This is a genomic window from Pseudomonas sp. GW822-FHT03F04 (assembly GCF_058801405.1).
On record NZ_JBXANF010000001.1, the window covers coordinates 439,203 to 457,437 of the forward strand.

An 18,235-nucleotide genomic window follows, 5' to 3' on the forward strand; every position below is an offset into this window, starting at 1 on the left:
TCCCTTTGTGCAAGCCGCGCCAAACCCTGAGAATCGACGGTCTCTTGCCCCTTCTTTTATACGGATGTGAACACCATGCAGCGTCCTGTGCGTACCGAACTCTGGGCCATCCTGCGGCTGGCGGGGCCGTTGATTGCCTCGCAGTTGGCACACATGCTGATGGTGCTGACCGACACCCTGATGATGGCCCGCCTCAGCCCCGAAGCGCTGGCCGGTGGCGGTCTGGGTGCGGCGAGCTATTCGTTCGTGTCGATCTTCTGCATCGGCGTGATCGCGGCGGTCGGCACCCTGGTGGCAATCCGTCAGGGTGCCGGCGATATTATCGGCGCCGCCAAACTGACCCAGGCCGGGTTGTGGCTGGCGTGGCTGATGGCGCTCGGTGCCGGGCTGCTGCTGTGGAATCTGAAACCGGTGCTGTTGCTGTTCGGCCAGACCGAGACCAACGTCAACGCGGCCGGACAGTTTCTGATCGCGCTGCCGTTTGCCCTGCCCGGCTACCTGAGCTTCATGGCCCTGCGCGGCTTCACCAGCGCCATCGGCCGGGCGACACCGGTGATGGTCATCAGCCTCGCCGGCACCGTGGCCAACTTCCTGCTCAATTACGCGCTGATCACCGGCATGTTCGGCCTGCCGAAACTGGGGCTGACCGGTATCGGACTGGTCACGGCGGTGGTCGCCAACTGCATGGCGCTGGCGCTGGCGTGGCATATCCGTCGACATCCGGCTTATGACGCTTACCCGCTGCGCGAGGGCCTGTCGCGGCCAAACCGGCAGTACCTGAAAGAACTCTGGCGCCTGGGTCTGCCGATTGGCGGCACCTACGCGGTGGAAGTCGGGCTGTTCGCCTTCGCGGCGCTGTGCATGGGCACCATGGGTAGTACCCAACTGGCAGCGCACCAGATTGCCCTGCAAATCGTCTCGGTGGCGTTCATGGTGCCGGCGGGGATGTCGTATGCGATCACCATGCGCGTCGGCCAGCATTACGGCGCCGGGCAATTGAACGATGCGCGGATGTCCGGGCGGGTAGGAATCGTCTTCGGTGCAGTGGTGATGCTGGGGTTTGCGATGGTGTTCTGGTTGCTGCCGAATCAGCTGGTCGGTTTGTTCCTCGACCATAACGACCCGGCCTTTGCCGAGGTGATTCGTCTGGCCGTGAGCCTGCTGGCGGTGGCGGCGTGGTTCGAGCTGTTCGACGGCACGCAGACCATTGCCATGGGCTGTATTCGTGGGCTGAAGGATGCCAAAACCACGTTTCTGGTCGGACTCGGTTGCTACTGGCTGATCGGCGCGCCGGCGGCGTGGCTGATGGCGTTCCATCTGCATTGGGGACCGACCGGCGTCTGGTGGGGACTGGCGCTGGGGCTGGCGTGCGCGGCGATCAGCCTGACGCTGGCGTTCGAATGGAAAATGAAGCGGATGATTCGCCTGGAGCCTGCACCCTCAAAGCCGTTCGCAGTCGCCCAGCCTGAATAGGTGTTTCCCTGTGGGGGCAGGCTTGCTCCCATAGGGTTCTGTGGTTAAACCACGATTTCCAGCGGTGGCTGCTGACTCGCATCGAAGGTCAGGTATTCAACCAGCTCCGCCAGCGGCAACGGCTTGCTGATCAGATACCCCTGCACCTGATCGCAGCCGAACCCGCGCAGCAATTCCATCTGCTCCGGGGTTTCCACCCCTTCGGCCACCACTTCCAGGTGCAGGTTGTGCGCGAGATTGATCATCGCGTGCACCAGTTTGCGGTTCTCTTCGCGCTGTTCCATGCCGCCGACGAAGCTCTTGTCGATCTTCAGCAAGGTGATCGGCAGGCTGTTGAGGTGCACGAACGACGAAAACCCGGTGCCGAAATCATCCAGCGAGAAGCGCACGCCGAGGCGGCCAAGGGCGTCCATGGTCTGTTTGACCAGATCGCTGCGGCGCATCACGGCGGTTTCGGTGAGTTCGAACTCCAGCCACTGCGCCTCGACACCGCGCTCGGCGATCAGACGACTGAGCGTCGGCAGCAACTGGCTGTCCTGGAACTGGCGGAACGACAGGTTGATCGCCATGTGCAGCGCCGGCAATCCGCGTTCGCGCAAGGCCTGCATGTCACGCAGAGCCCGGGAAATCACCCAGTAACCCAGCGGCACGATCAGACCGCTCTGCTCGGCCAGCGGCACGAATTCGCTCGGTGGCAGCAAGCCGCGCTCACTGTGACGCCAGCGCACCAGCGCTTCGAGGCCGACGATCTGGCCGTCCTGCATGTTCAGACGCGGCTGGTAATGCAGCTCCAGTTCATCGCGACGCAAGGCCCGGCGCAGCTCGCTTTCGAGGTCGGCCATGCTTCGCGCATTGCGGTTGATCCGCTCGTTGAAGATGTGAAAAGTGCAGCCTTGCGTGCTCTTGGCCTGTTGCATGGCGATGTGTGCGTGCCACATCAGCGGATCGGCGCCGCCCTGGGCGCGGGCATGGGCGATACCGAGGCTGGAACCGATCAGCAGGCTTTCGCCATCGACCCAGTAAGGTTCGGCCAAGGCTTCGGTGATGCGTTCGGCCATCCATTCGGCCCGTTGCGGGGCGCGGCGGGTGTCGATCAGCAAGGCGAATTCGTCGCTGCCCAGGCGCGCCAGTTGATCGCCGGCCTCCAGCTGGCTTTTCAGCCGTGCGACGACTTGCAGGATCAGGCGGTCGCCGGCCTGATGGCCGAGGGCGTCGTTGGCGTGACGAAAGTTGTCGAGATCGAGGTGTCCGAGGGCCAGGCCGCGACCGTCGTTTTCGGCCAGCCGAGCCGTGAGCAGGGTCTGGAAACCCTGACGGTTGGCGATGCCGGTCAAGGGATCCTGTTCGGCCAGGCGTTGCAGGGTGTTTTCCAGCACGCCGCGTTCGCGCACATGGCGCAGGCATCGGCGAAGCATGCCGGCATCGAGGGCATCGAACACCAGCCAGTCACTGACGCCATCGGGTGCGGTCGCCGGCTCGTGCTCCAGCAGCAACACCGTCGGCAGGTTGCACCGGCCGGGCGCCGGCTGCAAAGCAGGAACGGTCAACAACACCGCATGGCGGTTGTCTTCGAACAGACTGCTGACCGACTCCCAGTTCGGCGCGCTGATCAGCACCGCCGCACTCCCCAACGGAGCCAGACACTCGCGCAATAACGCTGTCCACGCTGGCTCTTCGGCCAGTAGCAGCAAACGCAAGGGTTCGACAGGCGTAGTCAAGCTGACTCCCTAGACTCTGCAATGATGTGGGCGGCGGGCATTATGCCGTTCTGCCAACCAATGACCAAATGACAACGGTTATCAAAACGTTATTTTGTGTCACGAATGAGAACATTAGCCGCAAAATCACCGCGCATCCTGCGTGAAAGTAACAAAACCGGCAAATTTGAATCGCGTGCTGCGTCACAAGTCGGAGAGAGCAGCACAAATCGCTGAGCCTGTTAAAATGCCGGCCCATTTCGTCAACGACTCCCGAATTTTCGTATGTCCCGACTCAATCCCCGGCAGCAAGAAGCCGTGAACTACGTCGGCGGCCCTCTATTGGTGCTCGCCGGTGCTGGCTCCGGCAAGACCAGCGTGATCACGCGCAAGATTGCGCACCTGATCCAGAACTGCGGCATCCGTGCCCAGTACATCGTCGCCATGACCTTCACCAACAAGGCCGCGCGCGAGATGAAGGAACGGGTCGGCACCCTGCTGCGTGCCGGCGAAGGTCGTGGCCTGACGGTCTGCACCTTCCACAACCTGGGCCTGAACATCATCCGCAAGGAACATGAACGGCTGGGCTACAAACCCGGTTTCTCGATCTTCGACGAAACCGACGTCAAGTCGCTGATGACCGACATCATGCAGAAGGAATACGCGGGCGACGACGGCGTCGACGAGATCAAAAACATGATCGGCGCCTGGAAAAACGACCTGATCCTGCCGGCCGAAGCCCTGGAAAACGCTCGCAATCCCAAGGAACAGACCGCCGCCATCGTCTACACCCACTACCAGCGCACGCTCAAGGCGTTCAACGCGGTGGACTTCGACGACCTGATCCTGCTGCCGGTGAAGCTCTTCGAAGAGCACGCCGACATCCTCGAAAAGTGGCAGAACAAGGTGCGTTACCTGCTGGTCGACGAATACCAGGACACCAACGCCAGCCAGTACCTGCTGGTGAAAATGCTCATCGGCAAGCGCAACCAGTTCACCGTGGTAGGCGACGACGACCAGTCGATCTACGCCTGGCGCGGCGCGCGGCCGGAAAACCTGATGCTGCTCAAGGACGACTATCCGTCCCTGAAAGTGGTGATGCTGGAGCAGAACTATCGCTCCACCAGCCGCATCCTGCGCTGCGCCAACGTGCTGATCTCGAACAACCCCCACGAATTCGAAAAGCAGCTGTGGAGTGAAATGGGCCACGGCGACGAGATCCGCGTGATCCGCTGCCGCAACGAGGACGCCGAAGCCGAGCGCGTGGCGATGGAAATCCTCAGCCTGCACTTGCGCACCGATCGCCCGTACAGTGATTTCGCGATCCTCTATCGCGGTAACTACCAGGCCAAGCTGATCGAACTGAAACTGCAGCACCATCAGGTTCCGTACCGCTTGAGCGGCGGCAACAGCTTCTTCGGCCGCCAGGAAGTGAAAGACCTGATGGCCTACTTCCGCCTGATCGTGAACCCGGACGACGACAACGCCTTCCTGCGCGTGATCAACGTACCGCGCCGGGAAATCGGCTCGACGACCCTGGAAAAACTTGGCAACTACGCCACCGAACGCAAGATCTCGATGTACGCCGCCACCGACGAACTCGGCCTCGGCGAGCATCTGGACAGCCGCTTCACCGATCGCCTGTCGCGCTTCAAGCGCTTCATGGACAAGGTGCGCGAGCAGTGCGCCGGCGAAGACCCGATCTCCGCCCTGCGCAGCATGGTCATGGACATCGACTACGAGAACTGGCTGCGCACCAACAGCTCCAGCGACAAGGCTGCCGACTACCGGATGAGCAACGTCTGGTTCCTGATCGAAGCCTTGAAGAACACCCTGGAAAAAGACGAAGACGGCGAAATGACCGTCGAGGACGCCATCGGCAAACTCGTCCTGCGTGACATGCTGGAACGTCAGCAGGAAGAGGAAGACGGCGCCGAAGGCGTGCAGATGATGACCCTGCATGCGTCCAAGGGCCTGGAATTCCCTTACGTGTTCATCATGGGCATGGAAGAGGAAATCCTCCCGCACCGCTCCAGCATCGAAGCCGACACCATCGAAGAAGAACGCCGCCTGGCCTACGTGGGCATCACCCGCGCGCGCCAGACCCTCGCGTTCACCTTCGCCGCCAAGCGTAAACAGTACGGCGAGATCATCGACTGCGCGCCAAGCCGCTTCCTCGATGAGCTGCCGCCGGACGACCTGGCCTGGGAAGGCAACGACGACACACCGACCGAAGTCAAAGCCGTGCGAGGCAATAGCGCATTGGCTGATATACGCGCGATGTTAAAGCGCTAGAATTGACCACTTTTTACTAGACCTTCGGCGCACAAAGCGCCAAATGAGGACAGCTTCATGGAAGCATTGCACCAGAAAATCCGCGAACAAGGCATCGTGCTTTCCGACCAGGTCCTGAAGGTCGACGCCTTCCTGAACCACCAGATCGACCCGGCCCTGATGAAGCTGATCGGCGACGAATTCGCCTCGCTGTTCAAGGATTCCGGCATCACCAAGATCGTCACCATCGAAGCGTCGGGCATCGCCCCGGCGATCATGACCGGTCTGAACCTCGGCGTGCCGGTGATCTTCGCCCGCAAGCAACAGTCCCTGACCCTGACTGAAAACCTGCTGTCGGCGACCGTTTACTCGTTCACCAAGAAGACCGAAAGCACCGTGGCCATCTCCCCGCGTCACCTGACCAGCAGCGACCGCGTGCTGATCATCGACGACTTCCTGGCCAACGGTAAGGCGTCCCAGGCGCTGATCTCGATCATCAAGCAAGCCGGCGCCACCGTGGCGGGCCTGGGCATCGTGATCGAGAAGTCGTTCCAGGGCGGCCGTGCGGAGCTGGATTCGCAGGGTTACCGCGTCGAGTCGCTGGCTCGCGTGAAATCGCTGAAGGATGGCGTGGTTACTTTCATCGAGTAACCCGCAACACCGCAGGACTTCTGTGGGAGCCAGTTTGCTGGCTCCCACCGTTGTTTTGGGGTGGACAGTTATTGCGCGGTGGCCTTCAGGCCAGTGAGCAACAACCGCTGAAACAGGTCTTCTTTCAGACCTTCCGGGTGGGTGAGCTGCATGCGCGCCAGATGCTCCGGATACAGCGAAGCCTCCGGCGCATCCAGCGCTGCCTTGCCCAGCTCCAGAATCTCGGTCAGTTTGAACTTGCTCTTCAGCCAGTTCAGCGCCCGCAGCAAATCCTTCTCGACCTCATTGAAATCGCAGCCCAGCGGATATTCCGGAAACAGATTCGGATGCCGTGCGGCAATCGCCTGCAAGCGTTGCGGGGTGTTGTCGGTAAAGCGTGGATCGAGGCGGAAATCCTTCGGCAGTTTGCCGACCTTCTGTGCCTGCTCGATCAGGCCCTGCTGAAAGCGCGAGTCACTGATATTGAGCAGCGCTTCGATCACCACCGCATCTGACTTGCCGCGCAGATCGGCGATGCCGTATTCGGTGACCACGATGTCACGCAGGTGCCGTGGGATCGTGCAGTGGCCGTACTCCCAGACAATGTTCGAACTGACGTCACCGCCGGACTCGCGCCAGCTGCGCAGCAGCAGAATCGAACGCGCATCGTGCAGCGCATGGCCCTGGGCAACGAAGTTGTACTGCCCGCCGACGCCGCTGAGCACCCGGCCATCCTGTAGCTGATCGGACACCCCGGCTCCGAGCAGGGTCATGGTGAATGCGGTGTTGATGAATCGTGCATCAAGGCGCTGCAGGCGTTTGAGTTCTTCCTGACCGTACAGCTCGTTGATGTAGCTGATGCGGGTCATGTTGAATTCAAGGCGTTTGCTGTGGGGCAGCTCACGCAAGCGCTCATAGAAACTTCGCGGCCCGAGGAAGAAACCGCCGTGCACTGAAATGCCGTCGGTTTGCGCCGCCTCGTCGAGGTTGCCGGCGTTGGCCTGTTGCTGGGTCTGCACGTCCGGGTAGACCTTGCGCCGGATGATCCCGGCGTCCGCCAGTACCAGCAGGCCGTTGACGAACATTTCGCTGCAACCGTAAAGGCCCTTGGCGAACGGTTCGATGCCGCCCTCGCGCTCGATCAATTGCGCCCACTGGCTGAGATTCACATCGGCCAGCAACTCCCGGTAGCCGACATTGTCGGCCTGACGCGCCAGCAACGCGGCGGTCAGCGCATCGCCCATCGAGCCGATGCCGATCTGCAAGGTGCCGCCGTCGCGCACCAACGTACTGGCATGCAAACCGATGAAGTGATCCTGAAAGCCGACGGGCATGTTCGGCGTGGAAAACAGCGTGCTGTTGTCCTTCTCGTCGATCAGCAGGTCGAAGGTGTCAATTTCGACTTCGGCGTCGCCCGGCATGTACGGCAACTCGGTGTGCACCTGGCCGACCAGCAGAACGGTCTCCCCCGCCGCCCGGCGTTTGGCGATCATCGGGAACAGGTCGAGGGTGATGTCCGGATTGCAGCTCAGGCTCAAGCGATCAGGATGTTCGCTGCTGCTGGCGAGCAACTGCGCTACCAGGTTCAGCCCGGCGGCGTAGATGTCGCGGGCTGCATGGCTGTAGTTGCTGCTGACGTAGTCCTGCTGGGCCGGCGCGCTGTTGAGCAGGCTGCCGGGCTGCATGAAGAATTGCTCGATACGGATGTTGGCCGGCAGGCTGTCGCGGTGCAGGTCGGCGAGGAAATCCAGCTCCGGGTAATCACCGAACACCCGCTCGACGAAGGGTTCGATGAAGCGCTTCTGCAAACCGTCGCCCAACGAAGGTCGGCCGAGGCACAGCGCGGTGTAGATCGTCAGTTGCCGCTCCGGCAAACCGGCGATGCGCCGGTACAGCGCGTTGACGAAGAGATTGGGTTTGCCCAGCCCCAGCGGCAGACCCATGTGGATGTGCGCCGGCAACCGAGCCAGTACGTCGTCCACTGCCTGTTCGATCGAACACAACTGCACCATCTGAAGCCTCCCGCCCGTTCCGTGAATAGAGGTACGACCGAGATTGCCGGTTGTTTGCTGCAATGAACAGCCTCAGGCCTGAATCGCAGGCACAAAAAAACCGTCCGAAGACGGTTTTTTTCGTCAGAAGCGCGGCTTATTTCAGGCCGGACATCTTCTGGATGGCGCCCTTCAGCTCGTCATCCGAGCAATCGGCGCAGGTGCCTTTCGGAGGCATCGAGTTCAGGCCGGTGATGGCTTTGGCCAGCAGGCCGTCGAGGCCGCCCTGGTGATCGGCACGGTCTTTCCAGGCTGCTGCGTCACCGATTTTCGGTGCGCCCAACAGGCCGGTGCCGTGGCAAGCGTTGCAATGTTTGGCAATCACTTCGTCCGGCGTCTTGGCGCCGCCACCGCCGCCTGCCGAAGCAGCGACTTCCATCCCCTTGCACTCTTGCCCTTGAACACAGACCTGGCCGACGGGCTCGAGGCGTTTGGCAATGTCGTCATTCGTCGCAGCTTGAGCGCTGACAGCCCAGAGGGCCAGTACGGTTGCTGGTGCAGCCAGCATTTTCATAATTAGATTCACGCGTTCACCCTCAATGGTGGCTATTCACGCCTGCGGCCACGGTTCGCAGGCGGGCGCAAGTATAGCGGTTAGCCCGCCACACTGAAACAACCCCAAAGTTAAAGGGGTCTTGTTGCGCATCGGTCAAACAGTCCGGACACCTTTGCCGCACTGGCCTGGCGTCTCTCGGTTTAAAAATTCGCCGGCGTGGCTGCGCTGATTAGTCGCGCAGGCGAGTCGAACGGATTACGGAAACGATGCGGCTTGGTACTTTCAAAGTAGTAGCTGTCGCCGGCTTCGAGGATAAAAGTTTCAAGTCCCACCACCAGTTCCAGACGCCCTTCCACCAGAATCCCGGTTTCCTCGCCTTCGTGGGTGAGCATTTCTTCGCCAGTGTCGGCGCCCGGCGGATAGATTTCATTGAGGAACGCGATGGCCCGGCTCGGGTGCGCGCGGCCGACCAGTTTCATGGTCACGGCGCCGTCGGAAATGTCGATCAGCTCGTTGGCCTTGTAGACGATCTGGGTCGGTTTTTCCTGCAGGATTTCTTCGGAAAAGAACTCGACCATGGACATGGGAATCCCGCCCAGCACCTTCCTCAGCGAACTGATCGAAGGGCTGACACTGTTCTTTTCGATCATCGAAATGGTGCTGTTGGTGACGCCCGCGCGCTTGGCGAGTTCACGCTGGGAAAGCCCTTTGAGCTTGCGGATCGATTGCAGTCGTTCACCGACGTCCAAGGCTTGGGCCTCCTGAGTGTTGTAGAAATATTGAGCGTTATCATGGCGACAGCGTTCAGTATTTACAACACTTGGGCCCAGCCTGGGCTTCAACCCTCGGAATAGAGCCTTGGCACCCGACGCAGGTTGCAGAAGATCTGGTACGGAATGGTGTCCGCCCACTTCGCGACGTCGCTGGCGAGGATGTTCTTGCCCCACAGCTCGACGGTCGAACCGAGACCGGCTTGCGGCACGTCGGTCAGGTCGATGCAGAGCATGTCCATCGACACCCGGCCAAGAATGCGGCTGCGTTGGCCGGCCACCAGTACCGGTGTGCCGGTCGGCGCCTGACGCGGATAACCGTCGGCGTAACCCATGGCAACCACACCGATGCGCATCGGTTTGTCGGTGACGAATTTCGCGCCATAGCCCACCGGTTCGCCGGCCGGTAGCTCGCGTACGTTGATGACTTTTGATTCAAGTGTCATCACCGGTTGCAGGCGATCGGCCACGGCGTTGGCTTCTTCAAACGGGGTGGCGCCGTAGAGCATGATGCCCGGGCGCACCCAGTCGCTGTGAATCTGTGGCCAGCCCAGCACCGCCGGCGAGTTGCGCAGGCTGACTTCGGCTGCCAGCCCCTGACGCGCAGCTTCAAATACCGCAACCTGATCGGCGCTGCTCTGCTCATGCAATTCATCGGCACGGGCGAAGTGGCTCATCAGCACGACCTTCGACACTTTGCCGCTGGCCAGCAGGCGCTGGTAAGCCGCCGGGTAATCCTTCGGATGCAAGCCAACGCGGTGCATGCCCGAATCGAGCTTCAGCCACACGGTGATCGGCTTGCTCAACGCTGCCTGCTCGATCGCTTCGAGCTGCCACAGCGAATGCACCACGCACCAAAAATCATGCTCGACAATCAGCGCCAGCTCATCGGCCTCGAAAAAGCCTTCAAGCAACAGCACCGGCGCACGAATGCCCGCGGCACGCAGCTCCAGGGCTTCTTCGATACACGCCACCGCGAAGCCGTCCACTTCGGCTTCCAGTGCCTGGGCGCAACGCACTGCGCCGTGGCCGTAGGCATCGGCCTTGATCACCGCGAGTGCCTTGGCACCGGTGACTTCACGGGCGATACGGTAGTTGTGACGCAGGGCTTGAAGGTCGATCAGGGCACGGGCAGGACGCATGGCAGCAGACTTCTTGGCGGTCATGGGAATAAAAACCGGCGCTGGCTGGCGGCGTGAACCGCCAACAGCACCGGGAGAGGGATCTTTAAAACAGGTTACGGCAAGGCGGCGACGATGGAGATCTCGACCAGAATGCTCGGCTTGGCCATCTTCGCTTCGACGGTGGCACGGGCTGGCGCGGCGCCTTTGGGCAGCCACTGGTCCCACACCGAATTCATGCCGGCAAAGTGCGCCTCGATGTCGTTCAGGTAGATCGTCGCCGACAGCAGATGCTGCTTGTCAGTCCCGGCCAGATCCAGCAAACGCTCGATGTTGGCCAGTACGTCGCGGGTCTGCTGTTCCACCCCGGCGTTGAAGTCATCGCCGACCTGCCCGGACAGATACACCGTACCGTTGTGGCTGACGATCTGACTCATGCGCTCATTGGTGAGCTGGCGCTGGATTGCCATGCTTTGCGGACTCCTGGGTCTTGTTGCCATAACGGGAAATATCGAGGCCTTCGGCGCTGATCTGCGGCTTTTTCTTCGCCATCAGGTCGGCCAGCAAACGACCGGAGCCGCACGCCATGGTCCAGCCGAGGGTGCCGTGACCGGTGTTCAGGAACAGGTTCTTGAACGGTGTCGCGCCGACGATCGGCGTGCCATCCGGCGTGGTTGGACGCAGGCCGGTCCAGAAACTCGCTTCGGCCAGATTGCCGCCCTGAGGATAAAGGTCGTTGACGATCATCTCCAGGGTTTCACGCCGACGCGGGTTCAGCGACAGGTCAAAACCGGCGATCTCCGCCATGCCGCCGACGCGGATGCGGTTGTCGAAACGGGTAATCGCAACCTTGTAGGTCTCGTCGAGAATGGTTGAGGTCGGGGCCATCGCCGGGTTGGTGATCGGCACGGTCAGCGAGTAGCCCTTCAACGGATAGACCGGGGCCTTGATGCCCAGCGGCTTGAGCAGTTGCGGCGAGTAGCTGCCGAGAGCCAGCACGTAACGGTCGGCGGTTTCCAGCTTGCCGTCGATCCACACGCCGTTGATGCGGTCACCAGCGAAGTCGAGGCGCTGGATGTCCTGGCCGAAGCGGAATTCCACACCCAGGTTCACCGCCATTTCGGCAAGGCGGGTGGTGAAGATCTGGCAGTCGCCGGTCTGGTCGTTCGGCAGGCGCAGGGCACCGGCGAGGATGTCGGTGACGCTGGCCAGGGCCGGCTCGACGCGGGCAATGCCGGCGCGGTCGAGGACTTCGAACGGTACACCGGACTCTTTCAGGACGGCGATGTCCTTGGCGGCGCCATCAAGCTGCGCCTGAGTGCGAAACAGCTGGGTGGTGCCCAGGCTGCGGCCTTCGTAGGCAATGCCGGTTTCGGCGCGCAATTCGTCGAGGCAGTCGCGGCTGTACTCGGACAGACGCACCATGCGCTCCTTGTTCACCGCGTAACGGTTGGCGGTGCAGTTGCGCAGCATCTGCGCCATCCACAGGTATTGGTCGATGTCGGCGGTGGCCTTGATCGCCAAAGGCGCGTGGCGTTGCAGCAGCCACTTGATGGCCTTGAGGGGAACGCCCGGCGCGGCCCACGGCGAGGCATAGCCCGGCGAGACCTGGCCTGCGTTGGCGAAACTGGTCTCCATGGCCGCGGCTGGCTGCCGGTCGACCACCACCACTTCAAACCCGGCACGGGCCAGATAGTAAGCACTGGCGGTACCGATGACGCCGCTACCCAAGACCATAACGCGCATTTTTGTATCCCTCATCGCGGCGTGCCGCGTACGTCTGTTGTTAGAGCAATGATGCGCGCAGTGTAAAAAAGATTCGCCAGTGCTTTTCACTGTATAAGCGCCTATATTTGGCGACAATTCTCGGCAAAAACCCTTTTCACGGAGGCGCATCCCCTATGCGTACCAACACTCAGACCAAACGTGAGCTGGACAAGATCGACCGCAACATCTTGCGGATCCTGCAGGCGGACGGGCGGATTTCATTCACCGAACTGGGTGAGAAGGTCGGGCTCTCCACCACGCCTTGCACGGAGCGGGTGCGGCGCCTTGAGCGCGAGGGGATCATCATGGGCTACAACGCCCGCCTGAATCCGCAGCACTTGAAGGGTAGTCTCTTGGTGTTCGTCGAGATCAGCCTCGACTACAAATCCGGCGATACTTTCGAAGAGTTCCGACGCGCGGTGCTGAAATTGCCCCACGTGCTCGAATGCCACCTGGTGTCAGGGGATTTCGACTATCTGGTGAAGGCGCGGATTTCCGAGATGGCCTCGTACCGCAAGCTGCTGGGCGACATCCTGCTCAAGCTGCCGCACGTGCGTGAATCCAAGAGCTACATCGTGATGGAAGAAGTGAAAGAGAGCCTGAGCCTGCCGATTCCGGACTGATCGCTCAGACCAGCACCTGCCGGTTTTCGGCCATGTACTCGAACACCTGCTTCTCGACCCGTGGGTGAATCAGCTCCACCGGCCGCCGGCCGTTGGGGCACGGCAGGGTCTGGGTGGTGCCGAACAACCGGCATATCAGTGGCCGCTCGTCATACACCGTGCAGCCGTTCGGCCCCAGGTGCACACAGTTGAGTTCTTCCATGGCCGCGTCCTGCTCGGCGCGCGTCTTGCGCGGCAGGCGGGACATTTCCTCGGGCGAGGTGGTCACCGGCCCACAGCAGTCATGACAGCCTGGCACGCACTCGAACGTGGGAATCTGCTGACGCAGGGTGCGGATTTTCTGACTGTTGCAGCTCATTGCAGCGGTAACCGGAGCGAAATAGGCGGCAATTGTGCCGCAAAAGCCGTGATCCAGACACCATAAGCCGACCAATGTTGCCCGGCCTCGGGCCTGCGGCTTATGCTCCGTCAAATTTTCTCGACACCCGTTCAGGATGACGCCCATGAATGCCCGCGCCCACGCCTCCGCGAGCCAACCCCACGTTGCCTCTTATTACGCCGCCAGCAGCCTGCCGCAGCCCGACCATCCGGTGCTGCAAAGCGAACTGATTGCCGACGTGTGCGTGGTCGGTGGCGGTTTCTCCGGGCTGAACACCGCGCTGGAACTGGCTGAACGGGGCTTGAGCGTGGTGCTGCTGGAAGCGCACCGGATCGGCTGGGGCGCCAGCGGGCGCAACGGCGGGCAACTGATTCGCGGGGTAGGCCACGGGCTCGACCAGTTCGCCAACGTGATCGGCACCGACGGCGTACGTCAGATGAAGCTCATGGGCCTGGAAGCGGTGGAAATCGTCCGACAGCGCGTCGAAAAATTTCAGATCCCCTGCGACCTGACCTGGGGTTATTGCGACCTCGCCAACAAACCTTCCGACCTGGAAGGCTTTGCCGAAGACGCCGAAGAACTGCGAGGCCTTGGTTACCGCTACGAAACCCGCCTGCTGCAAGCGAATGAAATGCACACCGTGGTCGGTTCCAAGCGCTATGTCGGCGGCTTGATCGACATGGGTTCCGGTCACCTGCACCCGCTGAACCTGGCATTGGGCGAAGCCGCGGCGGCGCAGCAACTGGGCGTCAAACTGTTCGAACAATCGGCGGTCACCCACATTGATTACGGCCCCGAAGTCCGGGTGCACACGGCGCAAGGCTCGGTGCGGGCGAAGACGCTGGTGCTCGGCTGCAACGCCTATCTCAACAATCTGAATCCGCAACTCAGCGGCAAGGTGCTTCCCGCCGGCAGCTATATCATCGCCACCGAACCGCTGAGCGAAGAACAGGCCCACGCCCTGCTGCCGCAGAACATGGCGGTCTGCGACCAGCGCGTGGCACTGGATTACTACCGGCTCTCGGCGGACCGCCGCCTGTTGTTCGGCGGCGCTTGCCATTACTCGGGGCGTGATCCGAAGGACATCGCCGCGTATATGCAGCCGAAGATGCTGGAAGTGTTCCCGCAGCTCGCATCAGTGAAGATCGATTATCAGTGGGGCGGGATGATCGGCATCGGTGCCAACCGTCTGCCGCAGATTGGCCGGCTCGCCGACCAGCCGAACGTGTATTTCGCCCAGGCCTATTCCGGCCATGGTGTGAACGCCACGCACCTGGCGGGCAAGTTGCTGGCCGAGGCCATCAGCGGCCAGCACAGCGGTGGCTTCGACCTGTTCGCCAAAGTGCCACATATCACCTTCCCCGGCGGCAAGCATCTGCGTTCGCCGTTGCTGGCATTGGGGATGTTGTGGCATCGACTCAAAGAGCTGGTCTGAGCTCGTTCCCACGCTCTGCGTGGGAACGATCCCTCTAGATCCGCCAGAACGGCTTCAACCCCTCCTCCAGCGCCTGTTCCCGTGTCAGCCCGACATCCTTGAGCTGCTCCGGCGTCAGGCCCAGCAACGCCTTGCGCGTGTGCAGACGATGCCAGAACAGACCCCAGCGACTCAGCCCGGACGGTGCGTTGCGCATGATCTCGTCGCGCGCGTTGTCCTGTTGCCCTGCCTCCAGTTCCTGACTGTGTAACGTCAGCCGCACATCGCTCAAACCGTTCATTTTCATTGCTCCTGTTTACTTGGGTAGCCAGAGATTCCATGATGCGCGGGTCGACAAAAGCATTACAGATTCAACACATCTGTATTAACTCCATACAGATTTGCTGTTCCCGAGACTGAATTGTCGATTTACGCCGCATCTGTACTGGTTTTTCGAATCACCTGCATCGAGGCAGTGCCATGACCCTGTATGTGAACCTTGCCGAGTTGCTCGGCACCCGCATCGAACAAGGCTTCTACCGTCCGGGTGATCGCCTGCCGTCGGTGCGCGCCTTGAGCGTAGAACATGGGGTCAGCCTGAGCACGGTGCAGCAGGCCTATCGGATGCTGGAAGACAGCGGCCTGGCCACGCCAAAGCCCAAGTCCGGGTACTTTGTGCCCGCTGGGAGGGAGCTGCCGGAATTGCCGGCGGTCGGGCGCCCGGCCCAACGGCCGGTAGAGATTTCCCAGTGGGATCAGGTGCTTGAGCTGATTCGCGCCGTGCCGCGCAAGGACGTGGTGCAACTCGGTCGCGGCATGCCGGACATCTCGTCACCGACGATGAAACCGCTGCTGCGCGGACTGGCACGCATCAGCCGCCGCCAGGACATGCCCGGTCTGTATTACGACAACATCCACGGCACCCTCGAACTGCGCGAACAGATCGCTCGGTTGATGCTCGACTCCGGCTGCCAGTTGAGCGCCAGTGATCTGGTGGTCACCACCGGTTGCCACGAAGCGCTGTCCACCAGCATCCACGCGATCTGCGAGCCCGGCGACATCGTCGCCGTGGATTCGCCAAGCTTTCACGGCGCCATGCAGACCCTCAAGGGGCTGGGCATGAAAGCCCTGGAAATCCCCACCGATCCGCTCACCGGCATCAGCCTCGAAGCGCTGGAACTGGCGCTGGAGCAGTGGCCGATCAAGGTCATCCAGCTCACCCCCAACTGCAACAACCCGCTCGGCTACATCATGCCGGAGTCGCGCAAACGTGCCCTGTTGAACCTGGCCCAGCGCTTCGATGTGGCAGTCATCGAGGACGATGTCTACGGCGAACTGGCCTACACCTACCCGCGCCCACGCACGATCAAATCCTTCGACGAAGACGGTCGCGTATTGCTGTGCAGTTCGTTTTCCAAGACCCTCGCGCCGGGGCTGCGTATCGGCTGGGTCGCGCCCGGTCGCTATCTCGAACGCGTACTGCACATGAAATACATCAGCACCGGCTCCACCGCGACACAACCGCAGATCGCCATCGCCGAATTTATCAAGGCCGGGCACTTCGAACCGCATTTGCGGCGGATGCGCACGCAATACCAGCGCAATCGCGACGTGATGATCGATTGGGTGACCCGTTATTTCCCGGCCGGCACCCGCGCCAGCCGCCCGCAAGGCAGCTTCATGCTCTGGGTGGAACTGCCGGAAGGTTTCGATACGCTGAAACTGAATCGTGCGCTGCACGATCAGGGCGTACAGATTGCCGTCGGCAGCATCTTTTCTGCCTCGGGCAAGTACCGCAATTGCCTGCGCATGAACTACGCTGCCAAACCGACCGCGCTGGTCGAAGAGGCAGTGCGCAAGGTCGGTGCGGCGGCGATCAAACTGCTGGCTGAAGCCGACTGACCTTTTTCGAGAGACCCGCGTCCATATGCCGACCCTTGCCGCCAATCGGAACGATCCTACGTGAGCTTCAGACAGCCCCTACTCGCTCTGCTGTTACTCGCCTCGTTCCTTGGCGGTTGCGCGACCCTCGACGTACCGCGCGAGCCGAGCCAGGCATTGCCGGCCTCTGCATCGAGTTTCGGCCGCTCGATCCAGGCCCAGGCGGCACCGTACAAAGGCCAGTCCGGATTCCGCCTGCTGTCCAACAGCACCGAAGCCTTCACCGCCCGCGCCGAATTGATCCGCAACGCCCAGAGCAGCCTCGACCTGCAGTACTACATCGTCCACGACGGCATCAGTACGCGAATGCTGGTGGAAGAAGTGCTCAAGGCTGCCGACCGTGGTGTGCGAGTGCGCATTCTGTTGGACGACACCACCAGCGACGGCCTCGACCTGATCATCGCCACGCTGGCGGCGCACCCGAACATCCAGATCCGTCTGTTCAACCCCCTGAACCTGGGGCGCAGCACCGGCGTGACCCGTGCGGCCGGGCGGCTGTTCAACCTGTCACTGCAGCATCGGCGGATGCACAACAAGCTGTGGCTGGCGGACAACAGCGCCGCCATCGTCGGCGGGCGCAATCTGGGTGACGAGTACTTCGATGCCGAGCCGAACCTGAACTTCACCGACATCGATATGCTCAGCGTCGGGCCGGTCGCCGAGCAGCTCGGGCACAGTTTCGACCAGTACTGGAACAGCGCCCTGAGCAAACCGATCGACGAGTTTCTCTCCAGCAAACCCTCGGCCAAAGACCTGCAGAACACCCGCACGCGCCTGGAAGAATCCCTCGAAGAAACCCGCAAACAGAACCACGCGCTGTACCAACAGTTGATGACCTTCACCACCCACCCGCGCATGGACATCTGGCGCCGGGAGCTGATCTGGGCCTGGAACCAGGCGTTGTGGGATGCACCGAGCAAGGTGCTGGCGGACGGCAAGCCTGATCCACAACTGCTGCTGACCACGCAACTCGCGCCAGAGCTGCGGGGCGCCAGCAAAGAACTGATGATGATTTCCGCCTACTTCGTACCGGGACAGCCGGGGCTGGTCTACCTGACCGGCCGCGCCGATGCAGGTGTGTCGGTGAGCCTGCTGACCAACTCGCTGGAAGCCACCGACGTGCCGGCAGTGCACGGCGGTTACGCACCCTATCGCAAGGCGTTGCTGGAACATGGCGTGAAGCTGTACGAGCTGCGGCGCCAGCCTGGGGATAAGTTCGGAAGTGGCCCGCACCTGTTTTACAGCAAGTCGTTTCGCGGCTCGGACTCCAGCCTGCACAGCAAGGCGATGATTTTCGACGGGAAAAAAGCGTTCATCGGCTCGTTCAATTTCGACCCGCGCTCGGTGCTGTGGAACACCGAAGTCGGGGTGCTGGTGGACAGTCCCGAACTGGCTGCCCGCGTTCGGGAACTGGCCTTGCAGGGCATGGCGCCGGCGCTGAGTTACGAGGCAAAACTTCAGGACGGGAAAGTCGTCTGGGTCACCGAGGACAACGGCCAGATGCACACGCTGACCAAGGAGCCCGGCAGCTGGTGGCGGCGGTTCAATGCGTGGTTCAGCACCACGGTGGGGCTGGAGCGGATGCTGTAGCAGCCCGCT

Annotated in this window: 16 protein-coding genes; 7 read left to right on the forward strand and 9 right to left on the reverse strand. The window is 61.7% G+C overall.

Annotated elements, in window-relative coordinates:
* Window positions 1-75: 75 nt before the first annotated feature.
* Complete coding sequence (locus AC1RMX_RS02075) at window positions 76-1,473, forward strand: NorM family multidrug efflux MATE transporter (RefSeq protein ID WP_493070239.1); 1,398 nt, start codon at window positions 76-78, stop codon at window positions 1,471-1,473.
* Between the two features lie 44 nt (window positions 1,474-1,517).
* On the opposite strand, the gene AC1RMX_RS02080 is transcribed toward AC1RMX_RS02075, so the two are convergent.
* Window positions 1,518-3,191: a putative bifunctional diguanylate cyclase/phosphodiesterase gene (locus AC1RMX_RS02080; protein ID WP_096817309.1), complete on the reverse strand. Its 1,674-nt coding sequence runs from the start codon at window positions 3,189-3,191 to the stop codon at window positions 1,518-1,520.
* A gap of 264 nt (window positions 3,192-3,455) precedes the next feature.
* On the opposite strand from AC1RMX_RS02080, the gene rep reads away from it, so the two are divergent.
* Both rep and AC1RMX_RS02090 read left to right on the forward strand, forming a co-directional pair.
* On the forward strand, window positions 3,456-5,465 hold the full coding sequence (rep, locus tag AC1RMX_RS02085; RefSeq protein ID WP_085731399.1) for a DNA helicase Rep: 2,010 nt from the start codon (window positions 3,456-3,458) through the stop codon (window positions 5,463-5,465).
* A 57-nt stretch (window positions 5,466-5,522) separates the two neighbouring features.
* Window positions 5,523-6,095, forward strand: coding sequence for a xanthine phosphoribosyltransferase (locus AC1RMX_RS02090; RefSeq protein ID WP_007920398.1), 573 nt, complete (start codon window positions 5,523-5,525; stop codon window positions 6,093-6,095).
* 68 nt (window positions 6,096-6,163) lie between these two features.
* Here the strand turns inward: AC1RMX_RS02090 and AC1RMX_RS02095 are convergent, their stop codons facing one another.
* From AC1RMX_RS02095 to dadA, 6 genes are all read right to left on the reverse strand, one after another.
* Window positions 6,164-8,086 carry an acetyl-CoA hydrolase/transferase C-terminal domain-containing protein gene (locus tag AC1RMX_RS02095; RefSeq protein ID WP_102620716.1) on the reverse strand — a complete coding sequence of 641 codons (1,923 nt, stop codon included), beginning with the start codon at window positions 8,084-8,086 and terminating at the stop codon, window positions 6,164-6,166.
* Window positions 8,087-8,222: 136 nt separating this feature from the next.
* Entirely contained in the window at window positions 8,223-8,639 is a 417-nt protein-coding gene (locus AC1RMX_RS02100) for a c-type cytochrome (RefSeq protein WP_025112727.1), read from the reverse strand.
* A gap of 182 nt (window positions 8,640-8,821) precedes the next feature.
* Complete coding sequence (locus AC1RMX_RS02105) at window positions 8,822-9,370, reverse strand: cupin domain-containing protein (RefSeq protein WP_096817305.1); 549 nt, start codon at window positions 9,368-9,370, stop codon at window positions 8,822-8,824.
* 89 nt (window positions 9,371-9,459) lie between these two features.
* Window positions 9,460-10,533 carry an alanine racemase gene (alr, locus tag AC1RMX_RS02110; RefSeq protein WP_493070483.1) on the reverse strand — a complete coding sequence of 358 codons (1,074 nt, stop codon included), beginning with the start codon at window positions 10,531-10,533 and terminating at the stop codon, window positions 9,460-9,462.
* Between the two features lie 95 nt (window positions 10,534-10,628).
* Window positions 10,629-10,982: a RidA family protein gene (locus AC1RMX_RS02115; protein ID WP_039765240.1), complete on the reverse strand. Its 354-nt coding sequence runs from the start codon at window positions 10,980-10,982 to the stop codon at window positions 10,629-10,631.
* Window positions 10,954-12,258: a D-amino acid dehydrogenase gene (gene dadA, locus AC1RMX_RS02120; protein WP_085731396.1), complete on the reverse strand. Its 1,305-nt coding sequence runs from the start codon at window positions 12,256-12,258 to the stop codon at window positions 10,954-10,956. The genes AC1RMX_RS02115 and dadA overlap by 29 nt, the downstream gene beginning before the upstream one ends.
* A 155-nt stretch (window positions 12,259-12,413) precedes the next feature.
* Here dadA and AC1RMX_RS02125 point away from each other — a divergent pair, with 155 nt between their 5' ends.
* Window positions 12,414-12,902: an Lrp/AsnC ligand binding domain-containing protein gene (locus AC1RMX_RS02125; RefSeq protein WP_003177284.1), complete on the forward strand. Its 489-nt coding sequence runs from the start codon at window positions 12,414-12,416 to the stop codon at window positions 12,900-12,902.
* A 4-nt stretch (window positions 12,903-12,906) separates the two neighbouring features.
* On the opposite strand, the gene AC1RMX_RS02130 is transcribed toward AC1RMX_RS02125, so the two are convergent.
* Window positions 12,907-13,260 carry a YkgJ family cysteine cluster protein gene (locus AC1RMX_RS02130; protein WP_007954485.1) on the reverse strand — a complete coding sequence of 118 codons (354 nt, stop codon included), beginning with the start codon at window positions 13,258-13,260 and terminating at the stop codon, window positions 12,907-12,909.
* A 145-nt stretch (window positions 13,261-13,405) separates the two neighbouring features.
* On the opposite strand from AC1RMX_RS02130, the gene AC1RMX_RS02135 reads away from it, so the two are divergent.
* Window positions 13,406-14,716 (forward strand): NAD(P)/FAD-dependent oxidoreductase, encoded by a 1,311-nt coding sequence (locus tag AC1RMX_RS02135; RefSeq protein ID WP_493070242.1) that lies wholly within the window; start codon window positions 13,406-13,408, stop codon window positions 14,714-14,716.
* 34 nt (window positions 14,717-14,750) lie between these two features.
* Here AC1RMX_RS02135 and AC1RMX_RS02140 read toward each other — a convergent pair whose 3' ends face one another.
* Window positions 14,751-14,996: a DUF1127 domain-containing protein gene (locus AC1RMX_RS02140; RefSeq protein WP_096817297.1), complete on the reverse strand. Its 246-nt coding sequence runs from the start codon at window positions 14,994-14,996 to the stop codon at window positions 14,751-14,753.
* A gap of 179 nt (window positions 14,997-15,175) precedes the next feature.
* Between AC1RMX_RS02140 and AC1RMX_RS02145 the strand changes: the two genes are divergently transcribed.
* Window positions 15,176-16,597 (forward strand): aminotransferase-like domain-containing protein, encoded by a 1,422-nt coding sequence (locus AC1RMX_RS02145; protein WP_192559290.1) that lies wholly within the window; start codon window positions 15,176-15,178, stop codon window positions 16,595-16,597.
* Between the two features lie 60 nt (window positions 16,598-16,657).
* A complete protein-coding gene (locus AC1RMX_RS02150; protein ID WP_493070245.1) occupies window positions 16,658-18,226 on the forward strand; it encodes a phospholipase D family protein in 1,569 nt (522 codons plus the stop codon).
* Window positions 18,227-18,235 lie beyond the last annotated feature (9 nt).

Excerpts from the sequence above, each read along its gene's own strand:
- AC1RMX_RS02075 (WP_493070239.1), top strand. The coding sequence starts at position 76 with ATGCAGCGTCCTGTGCGTACCGAACTCTGGGCCATCCTGCGGCTGGCG.
- rep (WP_085731399.1), top strand. The coding sequence starts at position 3,456 with ATGTCCCGACTCAATCCCCGGCAGCAAGAAGCCGTGAACTACGTCGGC.
- AC1RMX_RS02090 (WP_007920398.1), top strand. The coding sequence starts at position 5,523 with ATGGAAGCATTGCACCAGAAAATCCGCGAACAAGGCATCGTGCTTTCC.
- AC1RMX_RS02095 (WP_102620716.1), bottom strand. The coding sequence starts at position 8,086 with ATGGTGCAGTTGTGTTCGATCGAACAGGCAGTGGACGACGTACTGGCT.
- AC1RMX_RS02100 (WP_025112727.1), bottom strand. The coding sequence starts at position 8,639 with ATGAAAATGCTGGCTGCACCAGCAACCGTACTGGCCCTCTGGGCTGTC.
- alr (WP_493070483.1), bottom strand. The coding sequence starts at position 10,533 with ATGCGTCCTGCCCGTGCCCTGATCGACCTTCAAGCCCTGCGTCACAAC.
- AC1RMX_RS02115 (WP_039765240.1), bottom strand. The coding sequence starts at position 10,982 with ATGGCAATCCAGCGCCAGCTCACCAATGAGCGCATGAGTCAGATCGTC.
- dadA (WP_085731396.1), bottom strand. The coding sequence starts at position 12,258 with ATGCGCGTTATGGTCTTGGGTAGCGGCGTCATCGGTACCGCCAGTGCT.
- AC1RMX_RS02125 (WP_003177284.1), top strand. The coding sequence starts at position 12,414 with ATGCGTACCAACACTCAGACCAAACGTGAGCTGGACAAGATCGACCGC.
- AC1RMX_RS02130 (WP_007954485.1), bottom strand. The coding sequence starts at position 13,260 with ATGAGCTGCAACAGTCAGAAAATCCGCACCCTGCGTCAGCAGATTCCC.
- AC1RMX_RS02135 (WP_493070242.1), top strand. The coding sequence starts at position 13,406 with ATGAATGCCCGCGCCCACGCCTCCGCGAGCCAACCCCACGTTGCCTCT.
- AC1RMX_RS02140 (WP_096817297.1), bottom strand. The coding sequence starts at position 14,996 with ATGAACGGTTTGAGCGATGTGCGGCTGACGTTACACAGTCAGGAACTG.
- AC1RMX_RS02145 (WP_192559290.1), top strand. The coding sequence starts at position 15,176 with ATGACCCTGTATGTGAACCTTGCCGAGTTGCTCGGCACCCGCATCGAA.